The organism is Paenibacillus sp. IITD108 (genome assembly GCF_036541265.1).
GTDB lineage: Bacteria > Bacillota > Bacilli > Paenibacillales > Paenibacillaceae > Pristimantibacillus.
This window is the reverse complement of sequence record NZ_JAZHCT010000003.1, coordinates 194,899-209,505: the sequence shown is the minus strand read 5'-3', so window position 1 is coordinate 209,505 and position 14,607 is coordinate 194,899. Positions and strand designations below refer to the sequence as shown.

The 14,607-nt window shown below is 45.4% G+C and carries 18 protein-coding genes; all 18 read left to right on the top strand.

All coding sequences use genetic code 11. The features are described from left to right. The first annotated feature begins 10 nt into the window (after nt 1-10). The gene (gene wecB, locus V1L65_RS04025) at nt 11-1,159 is read left to right on the top strand and encodes a non-hydrolyzing UDP-N-acetylglucosamine 2-epimerase (protein ID WP_331697857.1); all 1,149 of its coding nucleotides are present in this window, start codon (nt 11-13) and stop codon (nt 1,157-1,159) included. 190 nt (nt 1,160-1,349) lie between these two features. Beyond that, nucleotides 1,350-1,565 (top strand): AtpZ/AtpI family protein, encoded by a 216-nt coding sequence (locus V1L65_RS04020; protein ID WP_331697779.1) that lies wholly within the window; start codon nt 1,350-1,352, stop codon nt 1,563-1,565. Further along, entirely contained in the window at nt 1,558-1,941 is a 384-nt protein-coding gene (locus tag V1L65_RS04015) for an ATP synthase subunit I (protein WP_331697778.1), read from the top strand. Before V1L65_RS04020 ends, V1L65_RS04015 begins: the two co-directional genes overlap by 8 nt. Nucleotides 1,942-1,950: 9 nt before the next feature. Beyond that, nucleotides 1,951-2,709, top strand: coding sequence for a F0F1 ATP synthase subunit A (atpB, locus tag V1L65_RS04010; RefSeq protein ID WP_331697777.1), 759 nt, complete (start codon nt 1,951-1,953; stop codon nt 2,707-2,709). A gap of 97 nt (nt 2,710-2,806) precedes the next feature. Next, nucleotides 2,807-3,019, top strand: a complete 213-nt coding sequence (atpE, locus tag V1L65_RS04005) for a F0F1 ATP synthase subunit C (RefSeq protein WP_068686092.1) — start codon at nt 2,807-2,809, stop codon at nt 3,017-3,019. A gap of 225 nt (nt 3,020-3,244) precedes the next feature. Further along, nucleotides 3,245-3,727: a F0F1 ATP synthase subunit B gene (atpF, locus tag V1L65_RS04000; protein WP_331697776.1), complete on the top strand. Its 483-nt coding sequence runs from the start codon at nt 3,245-3,247 to the stop codon at nt 3,725-3,727. Next, nucleotides 3,724-4,263: a F0F1 ATP synthase subunit delta gene (locus V1L65_RS03995; RefSeq protein WP_331697775.1), complete on the top strand. Its 540-nt coding sequence runs from the start codon at nt 3,724-3,726 to the stop codon at nt 4,261-4,263. Before atpF ends, V1L65_RS03995 begins: the two co-directional genes overlap by 4 nt. Before the next feature lie 25 nt (nt 4,264-4,288). Further along, nucleotides 4,289-5,803, top strand: a complete 1,515-nt coding sequence (atpA, locus tag V1L65_RS03990; protein ID WP_331697774.1) for a F0F1 ATP synthase subunit alpha — start codon at nt 4,289-4,291, stop codon at nt 5,801-5,803. A 103-nt stretch (nt 5,804-5,906) separates the two neighbouring features. After that, a complete protein-coding gene (atpG, locus tag V1L65_RS03985) occupies nt 5,907-6,767 on the top strand; it encodes an ATP synthase F1 subunit gamma (protein WP_331697773.1) in 861 nt (286 codons plus the stop codon). Nucleotides 6,768-6,798: 31 nt separating this feature from the next. Next, a complete protein-coding gene (atpD, locus tag V1L65_RS03980; protein ID WP_331697772.1) occupies nt 6,799-8,202 on the top strand; it encodes a F0F1 ATP synthase subunit beta in 1,404 nt (467 codons plus the stop codon). Nucleotides 8,203-8,226: 24 nt separating this feature from the next. Then, nucleotides 8,227-8,628 (top strand): F0F1 ATP synthase subunit epsilon, encoded by a 402-nt coding sequence (locus tag V1L65_RS03975; protein WP_331697771.1) that lies wholly within the window; start codon nt 8,227-8,229, stop codon nt 8,626-8,628. 272 nt (nt 8,629-8,900) lie between these two features. After that, complete coding sequence (locus V1L65_RS03970) at nt 8,901-10,505, top strand: spore germination protein (protein ID WP_331697770.1); 1,605 nt, start codon at nt 8,901-8,903, stop codon at nt 10,503-10,505. Beyond that, complete coding sequence (locus V1L65_RS03965) at nt 10,492-11,718, top strand: Ger(x)C family spore germination protein (protein WP_331697769.1); 1,227 nt, start codon at nt 10,492-10,494, stop codon at nt 11,716-11,718. Before V1L65_RS03970 ends, V1L65_RS03965 begins: the two co-directional genes overlap by 14 nt. A 6-nt stretch (nt 11,719-11,724) precedes the next feature. Then, nucleotides 11,725-11,949, top strand: a complete 225-nt coding sequence (locus tag V1L65_RS03960) for a hypothetical protein (protein WP_331697768.1) — start codon at nt 11,725-11,727, stop codon at nt 11,947-11,949. 17 nt (nt 11,950-11,966) lie between these two features. After that, nucleotides 11,967-13,130, top strand: a complete 1,164-nt coding sequence (locus V1L65_RS03955; protein ID WP_331697767.1) for a GerAB/ArcD/ProY family transporter — start codon at nt 11,967-11,969, stop codon at nt 13,128-13,130. A 124-nt stretch (nt 13,131-13,254) separates the two neighbouring features. After that, nucleotides 13,255-13,620: an NADH-quinone oxidoreductase subunit A gene (locus tag V1L65_RS03950; RefSeq protein ID WP_331697766.1), complete on the top strand. Its 366-nt coding sequence runs from the start codon at nt 13,255-13,257 to the stop codon at nt 13,618-13,620. Continuing rightward, nucleotides 13,611-14,126, top strand: a complete 516-nt coding sequence (locus V1L65_RS03945) for a NuoB/complex I 20 kDa subunit family protein (RefSeq protein WP_331697765.1) — start codon at nt 13,611-13,613, stop codon at nt 14,124-14,126. Before V1L65_RS03950 ends, V1L65_RS03945 begins: the two co-directional genes overlap by 10 nt. Continuing rightward, a complete protein-coding gene (locus V1L65_RS03940; protein ID WP_331697764.1) occupies nt 14,126-14,605 on the top strand; it encodes an NADH-quinone oxidoreductase subunit C in 480 nt (159 codons plus the stop codon). The genes V1L65_RS03945 and V1L65_RS03940 overlap by 1 nt, the downstream gene beginning before the upstream one ends. The last annotated feature ends 2 nt before the right edge of the window (nt 14,606-14,607 follow it).

Sequence of the window (14,607 nt, the reverse complement as noted above, 5' to 3'; positions counted from 1 at the left end):
AGTGAAGATGATGTCTAAACTTAAAGTAATGACGATCTTCGGTACGCGTCCCGAAGCAATCAAAATGGCGCCGCTAGTGCTCGAGCTGCAGCGCCGAGATGATGAAATTGAATCTATTGTTTGCGTAACGGCGCAGCACAGGCAAATTCTTGATCAAGTGCTGGACTTTTTTGAGATTACGCCTGACTATGATCTGGATGTCATGAAGCAAAGGCAGACATTAACGGAAACGACAGTACGTGTGCTCGAAGGCCTTGATCCCGTACTGGAAGAAGCTAAGCCTGACATTGTCCTGGTGCATGGCGATACACAGACAACGTTTCTGGCAAGCTATGCAGCCTTTTTGAAAAAAATCCAGGTTGGTCACGTAGAAGCAGGCTTAAGAACCTGGAATAAACTTTCCCCTTATCCAGAGGAAATGAATCGTCAGCTGGCAGGCGTATTGTCTGATGTTCATTTTGCCCCGACCAACTGGTCGGCGGGCAATCTGCTGAAGGAAAATAAATCCGAGCAGCAGATTTACATTACAGGCAATACGGCAGCAGATGTATTCCAGTATACGGTTGACGAATCCTTTATGCATCCTATATTGGATTGGGCCAAGGGCAAACGGATGATTCTGATGACCGCTCATCGCAGAGAATCGCTTGGTGAGCCGCATCGCAACATATTCCGCGCTGTAAAGCGCATTGCGGACGAGCACGAGGATGTTGTTTTCGTATATGCCGTTCATCCAAACCCTGCAGTAAGGGAGCCGGCAGAAGAAATTCTTGGCAGCCATCCGCGCATCAGGCTGATAGAGCCACTTGATGTATTTGAATTCCATAACTTTTATCCGCATACCTACTTTATTATGACGGATTCCGGCGGCTTGCAAGAGGAAGCGCCATCTTTTGGCGTTCCGACATTAGTTATGCGCGATACGACAGAGCGTCCGGAAGGTATTGAAGCAGGAACGCTTGAGCTGATCGGAACCGATGAAGAAAATGTGTATAATCGCGCAACTGCACTTTTGACAGATGCTGCCTTGTACAGCCGTATGAGCCAGGCAGCCAATCCATATGGTGATGGCAAGGCTTCAGAGCGCATAGTAGAGGCATTGCTGCATCATTTTGGAAGACGAGCGGACCGTCCGGATCCGTTCACACAACGTTCATAGTTTCAAGTAACTGTGAATTATTCGCAGCCAACGCACAGCATACAGTGCTACTGTACGGTTTTACTGCGATTCGGAGCCTTGTCTATCAAGCATTTTGTACATTTTCCACAGCAAATGTTTGCAGTTATTTCAATTGACAAACCTTGCGCCGCTTCGATAAAATATATGAGGATTGGCAGGGGTACAAGCTATGAAAGATGGAAAAAAACAAGACCATCCATGGAAAGCTGCCGCTTTGGTAAGCGCACTCGGAATTGATATCGTTTTTTGTATCTTTTTAGGCTATTGGATAGGATCAATGGCTGGTAAACAGTGGTCGATAATTGGCTTGCTCATTGGCCTTGCCGTAGGACTTATCTCCGCCATTTTGATTGTGAAGAAGGTTGTGGAGGATTCCAATGGATAAAATGATGAAGTCGGCGCTGCGAATTATGGTTTATCTGATGTCGGCTTGTCTCATTTTGTGGGCGATTATACCCGAATGGAAACCAATTATGCTAGGACTAATGGTTGGCCTTGCAGCAAGCTCCTTCAATGCGATTATGATGAAACGCAGAGTAGGATTGATAACAGAAGCAGCCACGACAGAAGGCTCGAAGCGCAGAGGGCTCGGATTCGGCAATCGCATTGCGACTGTATTGCTGGTAGCAATGATTGCCTATCGTTATCCGGAAACTCTTAATATGCCTGCAGCCCTTAGTGGCAGCATGGTTATGCCGTTTGTTTTGTTAGCGGTAGCTATAGTACACACTATGAAAGAGAACAGCAACGGAAAGGGGTGAAATTGATTTATGCATGATTTTCCTAAAGTGGAATGGCTTGGATTAACTTTTGATATTGCGGCGATTATTCCCATTCTCGTTTCCGTTGTCATTACGCTAGTAGTAGCGAGGCTGTGTGTTCGCAATTTGTCAGTCGAAAACCCTTCCAAGATGCAGAACTTTTTGGAGTGGGCAGTAGACTTTATGCATTCAACGATTGCGAGTTCTATGCCTGTACACAAGGTTCGGCCATACCTGGCTCTTGGAATGACGTTGATTATGTTCATCTTCATCTCTAACCTGCTAGGATTGCCTCTGCTTATCAACACGACAGTTACAGAACCGATTGCATGGCTAGGCATTACTCAAGAATATTTGAGCAGTCATGATAATGCAGTGCATCTTGCTTGGTGGAAGTCGCCTACAGCAGACTTGTCGGTCACTACTGGACTTGCGCTTATTGTCTTCGTGCTTGTTCACTTCCTAGGTATGAGATTGAACAGAAGAGATTACTTGAAGCATTACTTTAAGCCGTACCCGATCTTCTTCCCTGTTAACTTGATTGAAACAATTGCAAAGCCGGTTACGCTTGCTCTGCGTTTGTTCGCTAACATTTATGCGGGTGAAGTATTGATTGCAACAATCCTAATGCTAGGTTGGACAGGGATTCCATTCCTTGTTGCATGGCAGGGCTTCAGTATCTTTATCGGTGCAATTCAGGCTTTCCTATTTACAGTACTAACAATGGTTTATATCTCGCAAGCTACGCTTAGCGACGAAGAGCATTAATACAGTGCTTGAACTTCAATTCAGCGCATGCCGCTGGAGGAAGATAACTTAAATAGATTTAACAAATAAAAATGATCTTTCGAGGAGGATTTTTCAAATGGAAGTATTGGCAGCAGCTATTGCAGTAGGTTTGGGCGCGATCGGCGCAGGTATTGGTAACGGTATGATCGTAAGTAAAACAGTTGAAGGTATCGCTCGTCAGCCAGAGCAAAAATCTGCTCTACAAACTACTATGTTTATCGGTGCTGGTATCGTTGAGGTTGTTCCAATCATCGGCGTTGTTATCGGCTTCTTGGCGTTCTTTAGATAATAGTGTGCTTACCGGCGGGGAAGGCCTAGCCCTCTTCGCCTTTCTTATGATTGAAAATTACAGGAGCCGTCGTGTTGTTTCCGGCCCTGTTTGCGAAAGTCAGATAAATAGGAATACGTCATGTATCTAGGCAATAAGTCGTATTCATTGCAAGTTTTGCCTGTCTAAGGGCAGGAAACAGTTTCAATTTAGCCGTTATTAATGGATAGGAAAGGAGTGGCAGCTATGAATTTTGAACCAACATCAACAATTATAGCGATCATTGCATTCTTGTTTTTGTATTGGGCATTGAATAAATGGGCGTTTGGTCCTTTGTTCGGCGTAATGGAAAAACGCAGACAGCTGGTGCTCGAGCAGATGAATTCGGCGGATACTAGCCGTCAGCAAGCCGAGCAAGCAATGGCTGAGCAAAAAGAAGCGCTTCAACAGGCTCGTAAGGAAGCTTATGAAATTATTGAGCAAGCACGAGCAACAAGCTCGAAGCAAGCGGAAGATATTGTACAATCTGCGAAAGCAGAAGCTACTCGTCTGAAAGACGATGCTCTTAAAGATATTGAAAGCGAAAAGAACAATGCGATTGCTGCCCTTCGCAGTGAAGTTGGCGGGATTTCTGTTCAAATCGCTTCCAAAATTATTGAGAAGCAAGTGGATGAAAAGTCTCAAGAGCAAATTGTTAATCAGTACCTGAAAGAGGTAGGGAGCAAATGAGCCGGGATGCAGTCGTAGCGAAGCGCTACGCTAAAGCATTGTTCGAGCTCGCTTCAAATGGTGGCAATGTTTCTGAAATCGAGGCTGGTCTGAAGCTGGTAGTCGATACATTAAATCAAAATGAGGATGCTGTCAAAGTATTGTCTTCGCCAAACGTTGCTTTGGAGAAGAAGGCGGAGCTTGTAGAAAGCACTTTTGGCGCGCAGGTCCCTGCGCTTGTGCTTAATACGCTGCAGCTTATTATTGCACGCGGCCGCCAGTCGCTAATTGCGGATACTTATGAGGCATTTGTTAAAATTGCAGGAGAAGCATTAGGTCAGGCTCATGCAGTTGTATATTCCGCCAAGCCGCTGACGGACGAAGAGCTGGCGGGTCTGTCCGCACAATTCGGACAAATTGAAGGCAAAACTATTATCGCAACGCAGGTTGCCGCTCCTGAGCTGCTAGGCGGCGTACAGGTACGTATCGGAGATCGGCTGTACGACGGAAGCTTGTCCGGCAAGCTAGAGCGTTTGCAAAAGTCTTTAAAAATCTAAGGCAAGGTAGATAGGGGTGAACGAATTGAGTATCAGACCTGATGAAATCAGCACGCTGATTAAGCAGCAGATCGAACAATATAAATCCGAAATTGAAGTAGTTGAGGTCGGCACTGTTATTAATGTCGGTGACGGAATCGCTCGTGTCCACGGGCTTGAAAATGCGATGCAGGGAGAATTGCTCGAATTCGCTAATGGTGTTGTGGGCATGGCACTCAATCTTGAGGAAAGCAACGTGGGCGTTGTTATTCTTGGTCCTTACACAGATATTCGTGAAGGCGATCAAGTTAAGCGCACAGGCCGTATCATGGAGGTTCCTGTTGGTGAGGAATTGCTAGGCCGCGTTGTTAACCCGCTTGGCCAACCGCTTGATGGAAAAGGACCAATTAACACGAAGCATACTCGTCCAATTGAATCTCCTGCTCCAGGCGTAATTGCACGTAAATCGGTTCATGAGCCAATGCAAACAGGTATTAAAGCCATTGACTCGATGGTACCAATCGGCCGCGGACAACGTGAGCTTATTATCGGTGACCGTCAAACAGGTAAAACTACAATTGCGATTGACGCAATTATCAACCAAAAAGGCACAGGCGTAAAATGTATCTATGTAGCTGTTGGACAAAAGCAATCCACTGTAGCTAACGTAGTTGAAACATTGCGCCGTCACGGTGCTCTTGACTACACAATCGTTGTAACTGCAGGTGCATCAGAGCCGGCTCCGTTGCTGTTCTTGGCGCCTTATGCAGGCTGCTCGATGGGAGAGTACTTCATGTACAAGGGCGAACACGTTCTTGTTATCTATGATGACCTTTCCAAACAAGCTGCAGCATACCGCGAGCTTTCGCTATTGCTGCGCCGTCCACCGGGCCGCGAGGCTTATCCAGGGGACGTATTCTACTTGCACTCCCGCTTGCTAGAGCGTGCAGCTAAGCTTAATGACGAGCTTGGCGGCGGATCGCTAACGGCATTGCCATTTATCGAGACACAAGCATCTGACGTTTCGGCATACATTCCTACCAACGTTATTTCCATCACTGACGGACAGATTTTCCTAGAGTCAGACTTGTTCTACTCCGGCCAACGTCCAGCGGTTAACGTAGGTATTTCTGTTTCCCGCGTTGGTGGTGCTGCACAAATTAAAGCGATGAAAAAAGTTGCCGGTACGCTTCGTCTTGACCTTGCGGCATATCGCGAGCTTCAAGCGTTCTCCCAGTTTGGTTCTGATTTGGACAAGTCTACACTTGCTCGTCTGAACCGCGGTGAGCGTACAATGGAAATTCTTAAGCAGGGCGTTAACATGCCGATGCCAGTTGAGAAGCAAGTTATTTCAATCTTCGCAGCTGTTAAAGGCCATCTTGATGATATTCCAGTTCAAGACATCCTTCGCTTTGAGAAAGAATTCCATGATTTCTTGGATACTAGTCATCCAGAAATCGGTCAATCAATCCGCGATACTAAGGAATTGGTTGCAGACAACGAGAAAGCACTTGTTGATGCAATTAACAAGTTTAAGAAAAGCTTTGCTGTATCGGCTTAACAATAGATGGGATATAAGTTCACCTGCCCTGGCTGCATAGCCGGGTGCAGGTCCCTTACCAGGCCTGGATCGTGATCTAGGCAACAAAGGCGGGTGAAACCAAATGGCAAAAGGCATGCGTGATATTAAGCGCGAAATTAAGAGTAAACAAAATACGAAGCAAATCACGAAAGCGATGGAAATGGTTGCAGCATCCAAGCTGCGCAAATCGCAAGAGGCTGCACAAGCAGCTCGTCCGTACGCAGAAAAGCTGAAGGAAGTGGTAGCGAGCATTGCTGCTGGCACCAAGGACGTTAAGCATCCGATGCTGGAGAAGCGTCAGATTAAGCGTACAGGCTATCTTGTCATTACATCTGATCGTGGTTTGGCGGGAGGCTACAATGCCAACATTCTTCGTAAAGTAACTCAAACGATTCGTGAGAAGCATGCATCTGCTGATGAATATGTACTATTCGTTATCGGACGCAAAGGCCGTGAATATTTCCGTCGCCGCAATATGCCGATCGTTGAGGAGGTTACTGGCCTTCCTGATGCTCCGGTATTCGGCGATATTAAAAATATTGCACACGCAGCGGTTAAAAACTTCTCTGAAGGCGCTTATGACGAGCTTTATGTGTTCTACAATAAATTCGTTAACGCATTGACACAAATTCCGACTGATATGCGCTTGCTTCCACTTGATGAAATAAGCGAGGGAACTACGGTTTCCACCTACGAGTATGAGCCGTCACCGGAGGGCGTGCTTGAAGTGCTTCTGCCTAAATATGCTGAAACCTTAATTTACAGCGCTTTGCTGGATGGCAAAGCAAGTGAATTTGGGGCACGTATGACAGCGATGGGAAGCGCAACGAAAAATGCTACGAAGATGATTAACCAATTGACTCTGACGTACAACCGTGCACGTCAGGCTGCAATTACGCAAGAAATTTCTGAGATTGTTGCGGGAGCTAACGCGCAATCATAAGGCATATAAGAAGGAACCAGGAGGGAAAACAATGAAAAAAGGACGCGTTGTATCCGTCATGGGTCCGGTCGTCGACATCGAGTTCGAACGCGGCAACCTGCCGGAAATTTTGAACGCAGTCAAAATCGAGCAGAAAGCAAAAGCAGGCGGAGTTGACATTAAGCTTACGCTTGAAGTTGCTGTTCACCTCGGTGACAACTTGGTTCGTGCTGTTGCAATGAGCACGACTGATGGACTCGTTCGTGGCATGGAAGTTACAGACACCGGCGCACCTATTACAATTCCAGTCGGAGCTCCAACGCTTGGCCGTGTATTTAACGTACTTGGCGAGCCAATTGACGAAGCTGGCGACGTTACATCTGAGCAAAATCTTCCAATTCACCGCAGTGCTCCAGCATTTGAAGACTTGTCTACACAAGCTGAAATTTTGGAGACAGGCATTAAAGTTATCGACCTTCTTGCGCCATACGCAAAAGGCGGTAAAATCGGTCTGTTCGGTGGTGCAGGTGTAGGTAAAACAGTTACTATCCAGGAGCTTATCAATAACATTGCCCAAGAGCATGGCGGTATTTCCGTTTTCGCGGGCGTTGGTGAGCGTACTCGTGAAGGTAACGACTTGTACCATGAGATGAAGGACTCTGGCGTACTAAGCAAAACAGCTATGGTATTCGGACAAATGAATGAGCCTCCAGGCGCACGTCAGCGTGTTGCTTTGACAGGACTTACAATGGCTGAATATTTCCGTGATGAAGAGGGTAAAGACGTTCTACTATTTGTAGATAACATTTTCCGCTTCACGCAAGCAGGTTCTGAAGTATCCGCCCTACTTGGCCGTATGCCATCTGCGGTTGGTTATCAGCCAACACTTGCAACTGAAATGGGTCAGCTGCAAGAGCGTATTACTTCCACTAAAAAAGGTTCGGTTACATCGATTCAAGCGATTTATGTTCCTGCCGATGACTATACGGATCCAGCTCCAGCGACAACGTTTGCTCACCTTGACGCAACGACTAACCTTGAGCGTAAGATTTCTGAGATGGGTATTTTCCCTGCGGTTGACCCGCTTGCATCCTCATCCCGTATTCTTAGCCCGGATGTAGTAGGCGAGGAGCATTACAACGTAGCTCAAGGCGTTAAGAAAATTCTTCAGCGCTACAAAGAGCTTCAAGATATTATCGCAATCCTTGGTATGGATGAGCTTAGCGAGGAAGACAAGCTAACGGTTAGCCGTGCGCGTAAAATCCAGCTATTCCTATCCCAGCCGTTCCACGTAGCTGAGCCGTTTACAGGTCTGAAAGGTAAATACGTACCTGTTCAAGAATCTGTACGCAGCTTTAAAGAAATTCTCGACGGCAAGCATGACGACCTTCCGGAAGAAGCATTCCGTTATGTAGGTGCGATTGAAGAGGCCGTGGAGAAAGCCAATACGCTTTAATAGCGAAGGGCAGGAGGAATCAACATGAACACCTTTTTGGTAGAAATTGTAACTCCTGAGCGTAAAGTATACGGAGAACAAGCGACTATGGTTAGTGTAACAGGCTCAGAAGGTGAACTAGGCATTATGTCTAATCACATTCCATTTGTAACACCCCTTCGTATTGCTCCAGTTACGATTAAACGTGATGGAAGTGTGGATACAGTAGCTGTTCATGGCGGCTTTATCGAGGTTCGCAAAGATAAAGTAGTTATTCTTGCTGAAAGTGCTGAACTTTCAGTGGATATCAATACTGAGCGTGCAGAAGCTGCAAAGCAGCGTGCAGAACAGAGACTTTCTGTAGCACGCCGTGACGAGATCGATTTCCGTCGCGCTGAGCTCGCGCTGCAACGTGCTATGAACCGTCTAAAAGTAAAGAAACACTAAGTTTATAATATAGTCTAGGAAAGAGAAACGACCAGTTCCCTTTAGGGGGACGGGTCGTTTTTTTTAATGATAAGAATTTATAAGTTTTTCTATAAACTTGTTCTTATCATTCATCGGTAAACGCGCCTTTCCAAAGACGGCGGAGACGTTTATCTTCGTTCTATTTGCTATTTAAATTGAGTCTGCGTTCACTATGTTAAGAGTCAGTACATAAAATTGCCATCAATAAGCAATGCTAAGAGAGTATTCTTGTACAGAAGGGAGCATTGTTCATGGGCAGCAAACTACAATCTGGGCGTAAAACGCTTCGCAGAAAAAAGCAAATGCCGCTTATTGCAAAGCATGAGCAAGAGCAGGAGCAAGAGTATGCAGGTGTTCCTTTATTCGATTCTATTACTAAAAACCAAGAAAAAATAAAACAGGATTTGGGCGACAGCCGTGACGTATCGATACGGAAGCTTATATTAAATGACGCTGCACAGAACGAGTTCCTTATCGTTTATATCGACGGCATAGTAAGCGATGAAAGTATAAATAAATTTATCGTCGAGCCGTTGCAAATTTACGCTAATGAGGATAATAGTGAAAAAATTACGCCAGATTTGCTGCGAAACCGCTTGGTTGCGATTAGCTCAGTCGAGCTAATCAGCGATTGGGGTATTTTTTATCGTTATTTATTTTTATGCGGCTGCATGGTCTTTATTAACGGCTTTGACACTGCTTTATTCGCAAAGGTACCCGGAGGCGAAGGTAGAGGCATAGAAGAGCCTAAAACTGAAATGACGATTCGAGGCCCGAAGGAAGGCTTTACGGAATCCCTTTATACGAATATGGCTCTAATAAGAAAAAAATTGCGCAGCCCAAAGCTTTGGTCTGAGATGTGGACAATCGGCAAGCTGAGCCAAACGCCTGTCAGCATGGTTTATATCAAAGGACTTGCAGATGAAAAAGTGATGCAAACATTGCGAGAACGGCTGGAAGCAATTGATATAGACGGCGTGCTGGAAACAAACTATATAGAAGAATTAATTACGGATCAGAAGTGGACCTTGTTTCCTACGATTATTAACAATGAGCGGCCGGATGTAATTGCAGGGATGCTGCTAGAGGGAAGAATTATCATTATGGTCGATGGTTCTCCATTTGCCTTAATTATGCCAGTTTCACTAAATTCCTTCTTCCAAGCAGCGGAAGATTATTACCAGCGCTTTGATATCGCCACATTTTTACGTTTGCTGCGCTTTATTTCTTTTTTTCTTGCTTTGCTGATGCCATCCATTTATGTAGCCATTGTCAGCTATCATCAAGAAATGATTCCAACCCCTTTGCTGCTCAAGCTGGCTGCCCAGCGCGAAGGTGTTCCGTTTCCTGCATACCTGGAAGCATTTTTAATGGAGTTCGTATTTGAAATATTGCGCGAGGCTGTACTACGCATGCCGATAGCCGCAGGCAATACGGTATCCATAGTGGGCGGTTTGGTTATCGGACAATCCATTGTCGAAGCCGGTATTGTATCGCCGGCAGTCGTAATTGTCGTATCTTTCACAGCAATTACAAGCTTTGTTTCTCCGGCTTATAACTTAGGGATTGCGGCTAGATTGCTACGGTTTCTGCTGCTGCTGGCTGCTTCTACACTCGGCTTTTATGGAATTAGTCTCATTCTGCTGCTTCTTCTTCTGCATTTAAGTCATTTGCGTTCGATCGGCATGCCTTACTTGAAGCCATTTGCTCCATTTCTAGCAAGTGACTGGAAGGATTCTATAATTAGAGCCCCGTTATGGAAAATGAAGCTGCGCCCGCAATTGCTTGCAGGAAATAACCGGCAGCGAGAGCAGGTTCAACAGCCGGAGGAGGAGCAGTCTAATGATCAGACGTAAAAGCAGACTGCTTGCGGTCTTCATGATGGGGGCGCTGATCAGCTCTATGCTGACGCTTGCCGGCTGCTGGGATTTGCGGTATTTGGACAAGCTCGGTGTCGTCATGGCGCTTGGAATCGATGAAGATCCGTCTGGGCAGCATCTGCTGCAGGTTACCGCCCAGGTAGTATTAACGCAGAACGCATCGGCTGATACAAAAGTTGTTTCTAGCGGGCCTCCAGTCACCATATTTACAGAAACCGGGGATACTTTATTTGAAGCCATCCGGAAAATGTCGAGCAAAACGTCGAGACGTTTATTTTTCTCTCACACCCAGATGCTTATTATTAGTGAAGGCATTGCAAAGAAAGGCATATATCCGCTGCTGGATCTGATTGAACGCAATCCGGATATACGAGGAGATATATCCGTTGCAATCATTCAAAGCGCCTCAGCCAAAGACCTGCTGGATATGACGATGCAATTAGAGTCAATCCCTGCAAATCAGCTGTATCAATCCATTTTAGTCAATGAGTTTTCCTATGGGAGCAATCATCATGTTACCGTACAGGACATTATTCGTGTAGCGGGTATGGGCAAGGAGCAGGTAGCTGTTCCGGCCATTAGAATCATAGGGAACAATGAGAACAAAAGTAAAGAAGATAATATAACGCCCATTCAGCCAGAGTCCTATCCGACTGTTGCTTCGATGGCTGTGTTCAGAAAGGGGAAGCTGGCAGGTTATTTGACTCCAACAGAATCAAGGGGCTACGGCTGGTTGAAAAATAAAATTGTAAGTACAGTTGTCAAGCTGCAATGCCCGAACGAAAAGAGAAATCTGATGGTTGAAATTCAAAAATCGATATCGGCTGTGAAAAGCAAAATTGATGATAAAGGCATGCCAGTCATTAAAGTAAGGATAGATATAATGGCCAGCATACGAGAAGTAATGTGCTCGTCTCTATCCGTTACAGATGAAGCCGTACTGAAGCAGATAAGCGACCAGACCAGCAAGGCTATAGAAGAGGAGATTGAAGCCACTGTCCGGACCTTGCAAAAACGATTAAAGTCTGACGTGCTTGGTTGGGGAACGCTTATATACAGAGAACGTCCTAGCCTTTGGAAAAAAATTAATCAAGAGTGGCCAAATCTGTTTTCCAATATAGAATATGAAATTGTGTGCAAAACGATTATTAAGGGCGCCGGTGTAAGAGATGATGCCGTATTGGAGTGACTGCTGATGACGAGCTGCATAATCGCAATAGTGCTGACTATTATAATCAGCATCTTCTATATTTCTTTTTTATCCAAGAAGAAGCAGTATAAGGAATTGACTTTCTCTCTGCTGCTTTTAGCAATCGCTACTTATTTGTATGTGGGAATGCGGTTGAAGTTGACGGTGCCCAATCCTATTAGCTGGATAGAAATAGCGATTACGCCGCTCGTTAAACTAATGACTTTTTAGATTGAAGGTGTTACATAATGAGTCAATTAACAGATATAAATAACACAAAAATATCAGCCAGCCAGCTAGCCAAGCTGTTATATTTGTATTCCATTGGAAGTGCTGTGCTTATCGTTCCCACTATGGTCACAATCGTTGCGAAGCAGGATGCGTGGATTACGATGCTGCTTGTTATTCCTTTGCAAATTTTGGTACCCTTGCTTTACATCTATTTATCCGAGCGTTTTCCGAATCTTTCAATTGCCCAGTATTCTGAAAAATTATTAGGCTGGTTTGGCGGCAAGCTGATTACGGCTTTGTTTGTCTTTTATTTTCTTATGCTAAGCTCCTTAGTCTTAAATAATATCTCGGAATTTCTTAATTTGTCTGTACTGCCGATTACGCCTCCTTTGTTTATCAATGTAACGTTTATGCTTGTAGTGCTGTATGGCGTGTTTCTAGGCATAGAAACAATCGCCAGATTAGGTGAGATCATTTATTTTTGGACCATTGCAGTTATTATTGTCGTGGTCCTTGCGTTATACAACCAATTTAATATACATCGTTTTGAGCCGCTATTGTATGAGGGCTGGATACCGATTCTTAGAGGTATGAAAGTCTTGATGGGATTTCCTGTTGCAGAATATGTTTTTATGACTTTATTGCTGCCAATGGTGAAGGAGGAAGACCGGCCTAAGCTAAAAAAGAGTATGGTTTGGTCTGTCATAGCGATTGCTGTAACGGGGATCATCCTTGTGCTGCTTCTGCAAGGGGTGCTTGGCATTTTTGAAACAAGCCGCAGTCAGTTCGCCATATTTGATATGGCCAAAAATATTAATATTGAAGAAATTGTAGTCAGGGTAGAGGTGCTGGTAGCGCTAGTATGGATTGGCTCATCCTTTATGAAGCTGGTCGTATGCGTATATGTGTTATGCTTGTTAACCTCCAAGCTGTTTAAGCTTAGCAATTACAGACCTATTATTTTGCCATATATCGCCGTTATAATACCGCTCTCGATGACGCTTTACCGCAATATTGGACATGCCAAACACTTTTCCCTCAATATATGGGGGCCTTATAGTATTCTGCAAGGAATTGTTATACCGCTTCTCTTGTTTGCAATAGCTGTCATGTTCCATAGAAAGCATCAGTATGATAGTAATGGAGGAGGAGAGAAATTGGCGCAGAAGCTGGAGGAGTGAATGATAATCGAAAGGCAGAGGATAACAGGCATCATAGACGAAGGTGGAAGGTTTTGTTATAATTGTGGGGTAAATTGCATGCGCGGATTCGCTCCGCGGCAAATCATATGACGGAGGCGATTGTATGGACACCTACATGAACAATTACATCGTCGTCGCAGTTTTTATCGTAATGGGAATATTGCTTCCTGTAGTTGCACTTACCGCAGGCCGCTTGCTTAGACCGCATCGTCCTACGCAATCGAAGCAGACTACGTACGAAAGCGGCAATGAGCCGGTAGGCGAAGGCCAGGTTCGATTCAACATCCGTTATTATTTGTTCGCGCTTATGTTTGTCATCTTTGAGGTCGAAACCGTTTTCTTATATCCTTGGGCCGTAGCATATCAGAAGCTCGGTCTTTTTGTGCTGTTCGAAATGATCATTTTTGCAGGGATGCTGTTAATAGGGCTTCTATATGCCTGGAAGAAGAAGGTGCTGAAATGGAATTGAATCTGGAGTCTATTTCATTAGAGGATCGCCGGGAGCTGGAGCGAAATGTTTTTTGGGGAACGCTGGAGCAGCTGAAGGGGTGGGCAAGAAGCAATTCGTTATGGCCGCTAACTTTTGGACTGGCCTGCTGTGCGATTGAAATGATGGGTACAGGAGCTTCACATTACGATCTGGACCGATTCGGCGTTATGTTCCGAACCTCCCCTAGGCAATCCGATGTAATGATTGTATCTGGTACTGTAACGAAAAAGATGGGGCCGCTGCTGCGCCGCTTGTACGATCAGATGCCAGAGCCGAAGTGGGTTATCGCTATGGGCTCTTGCGCAACTGCAGGCGGTCCGTATGTCCATTCCTATGCGGTCATTAAAGGCGTTGATCAGATTGTGCCGGTGGATGTGTATATTCCCGGCTGCCCGCCAAGCCCGGTTGCATTAATATACGGAATAAACAAGCTGCAAGAGAAAATTCGTATAGAGTCGCGGCCGGGGAAGAAGGTGACCGGATAATGAGGGAGCAGGAAGAGCTGAGCAAAGTATCTGATTTATTGTCCGAGGCTTTGCCGGCAGGGGCTGTCAAAGCTGCTTATTTGAATGAGCTGAGCGGTCAGATGCCCACGCTGGAGCTCGCGGCAGACAGCTGGCTGGATGCTGCCAGGCTTCTAAAGCATCATGATGCGCTCGGATATCATTATCTTCGCAATATATCCGGTGTGGATTACGAAGAGCATATGGAGGCTGTCTATCATTTGTTGTCGATGCAGTCTGGACAGACGCTTGCGATTAAAGTGTCCGTATCACGGGAGGAGCCCAGCCTTCCATCTGTATCCGCTGTTTGGTCAGCAGCTAATTGGAACGAAAGGGAAATATATGATTTGCTCGGCATACAATTTAGAGAGCATCCAGATTTGCGCCGAATTATGATGCCTGATGATTGGGTTGGTTATCCGCTTCGCAAAGATTATAAGCCGCTTGATTCGGAGGTGTAGCA

Bases quoted from the DNA above. Each gene is read 5' to 3' on its own strand.
- wecB (WP_331697857.1), top strand. From the start codon at position 11: ATGTCTAAACTTAAAGTAATGACGATCTTCGGTACGCGTCCCGAAGCA.
- V1L65_RS04020 (WP_331697779.1), top strand. From the start codon at position 1,350: ATGAAAGATGGAAAAAAACAAGACCATCCATGGAAAGCTGCCGCTTTG.
- V1L65_RS04015 (WP_331697778.1), top strand. From the start codon at position 1,558: ATGGATAAAATGATGAAGTCGGCGCTGCGAATTATGGTTTATCTGATG.
- atpB (WP_331697777.1), top strand. From the start codon at position 1,951: ATGCATGATTTTCCTAAAGTGGAATGGCTTGGATTAACTTTTGATATT.
- atpE (WP_068686092.1), top strand. From the start codon at position 2,807: ATGGAAGTATTGGCAGCAGCTATTGCAGTAGGTTTGGGCGCGATCGGC.
- atpF (WP_331697776.1), top strand. From the start codon at position 3,245: ATGAATTTTGAACCAACATCAACAATTATAGCGATCATTGCATTCTTG.
- V1L65_RS03995 (WP_331697775.1), top strand. From the start codon at position 3,724: ATGAGCCGGGATGCAGTCGTAGCGAAGCGCTACGCTAAAGCATTGTTC.
- atpG (WP_331697773.1), top strand. From the start codon at position 5,907: ATGGCAAAAGGCATGCGTGATATTAAGCGCGAAATTAAGAGTAAACAA.
- atpD (WP_331697772.1), top strand. From the start codon at position 6,799: ATGAAAAAAGGACGCGTTGTATCCGTCATGGGTCCGGTCGTCGACATC.
- V1L65_RS03975 (WP_331697771.1), top strand. From the start codon at position 8,227: ATGAACACCTTTTTGGTAGAAATTGTAACTCCTGAGCGTAAAGTATAC.
- V1L65_RS03970 (WP_331697770.1), top strand. From the start codon at position 8,901: ATGGGCAGCAAACTACAATCTGGGCGTAAAACGCTTCGCAGAAAAAAG.
- V1L65_RS03965 (WP_331697769.1), top strand. From the start codon at position 10,492: ATGATCAGACGTAAAAGCAGACTGCTTGCGGTCTTCATGATGGGGGCG.
- V1L65_RS03960 (WP_331697768.1), top strand. From the start codon at position 11,725: ATGACGAGCTGCATAATCGCAATAGTGCTGACTATTATAATCAGCATC.
- V1L65_RS03955 (WP_331697767.1), top strand. From the start codon at position 11,967: ATGAGTCAATTAACAGATATAAATAACACAAAAATATCAGCCAGCCAG.
- V1L65_RS03950 (WP_331697766.1), top strand. From the start codon at position 13,255: ATGGACACCTACATGAACAATTACATCGTCGTCGCAGTTTTTATCGTA.
- V1L65_RS03945 (WP_331697765.1), top strand. From the start codon at position 13,611: ATGGAATTGAATCTGGAGTCTATTTCATTAGAGGATCGCCGGGAGCTG.
- V1L65_RS03940 (WP_331697764.1), top strand. From the start codon at position 14,126: ATGAGGGAGCAGGAAGAGCTGAGCAAAGTATCTGATTTATTGTCCGAG.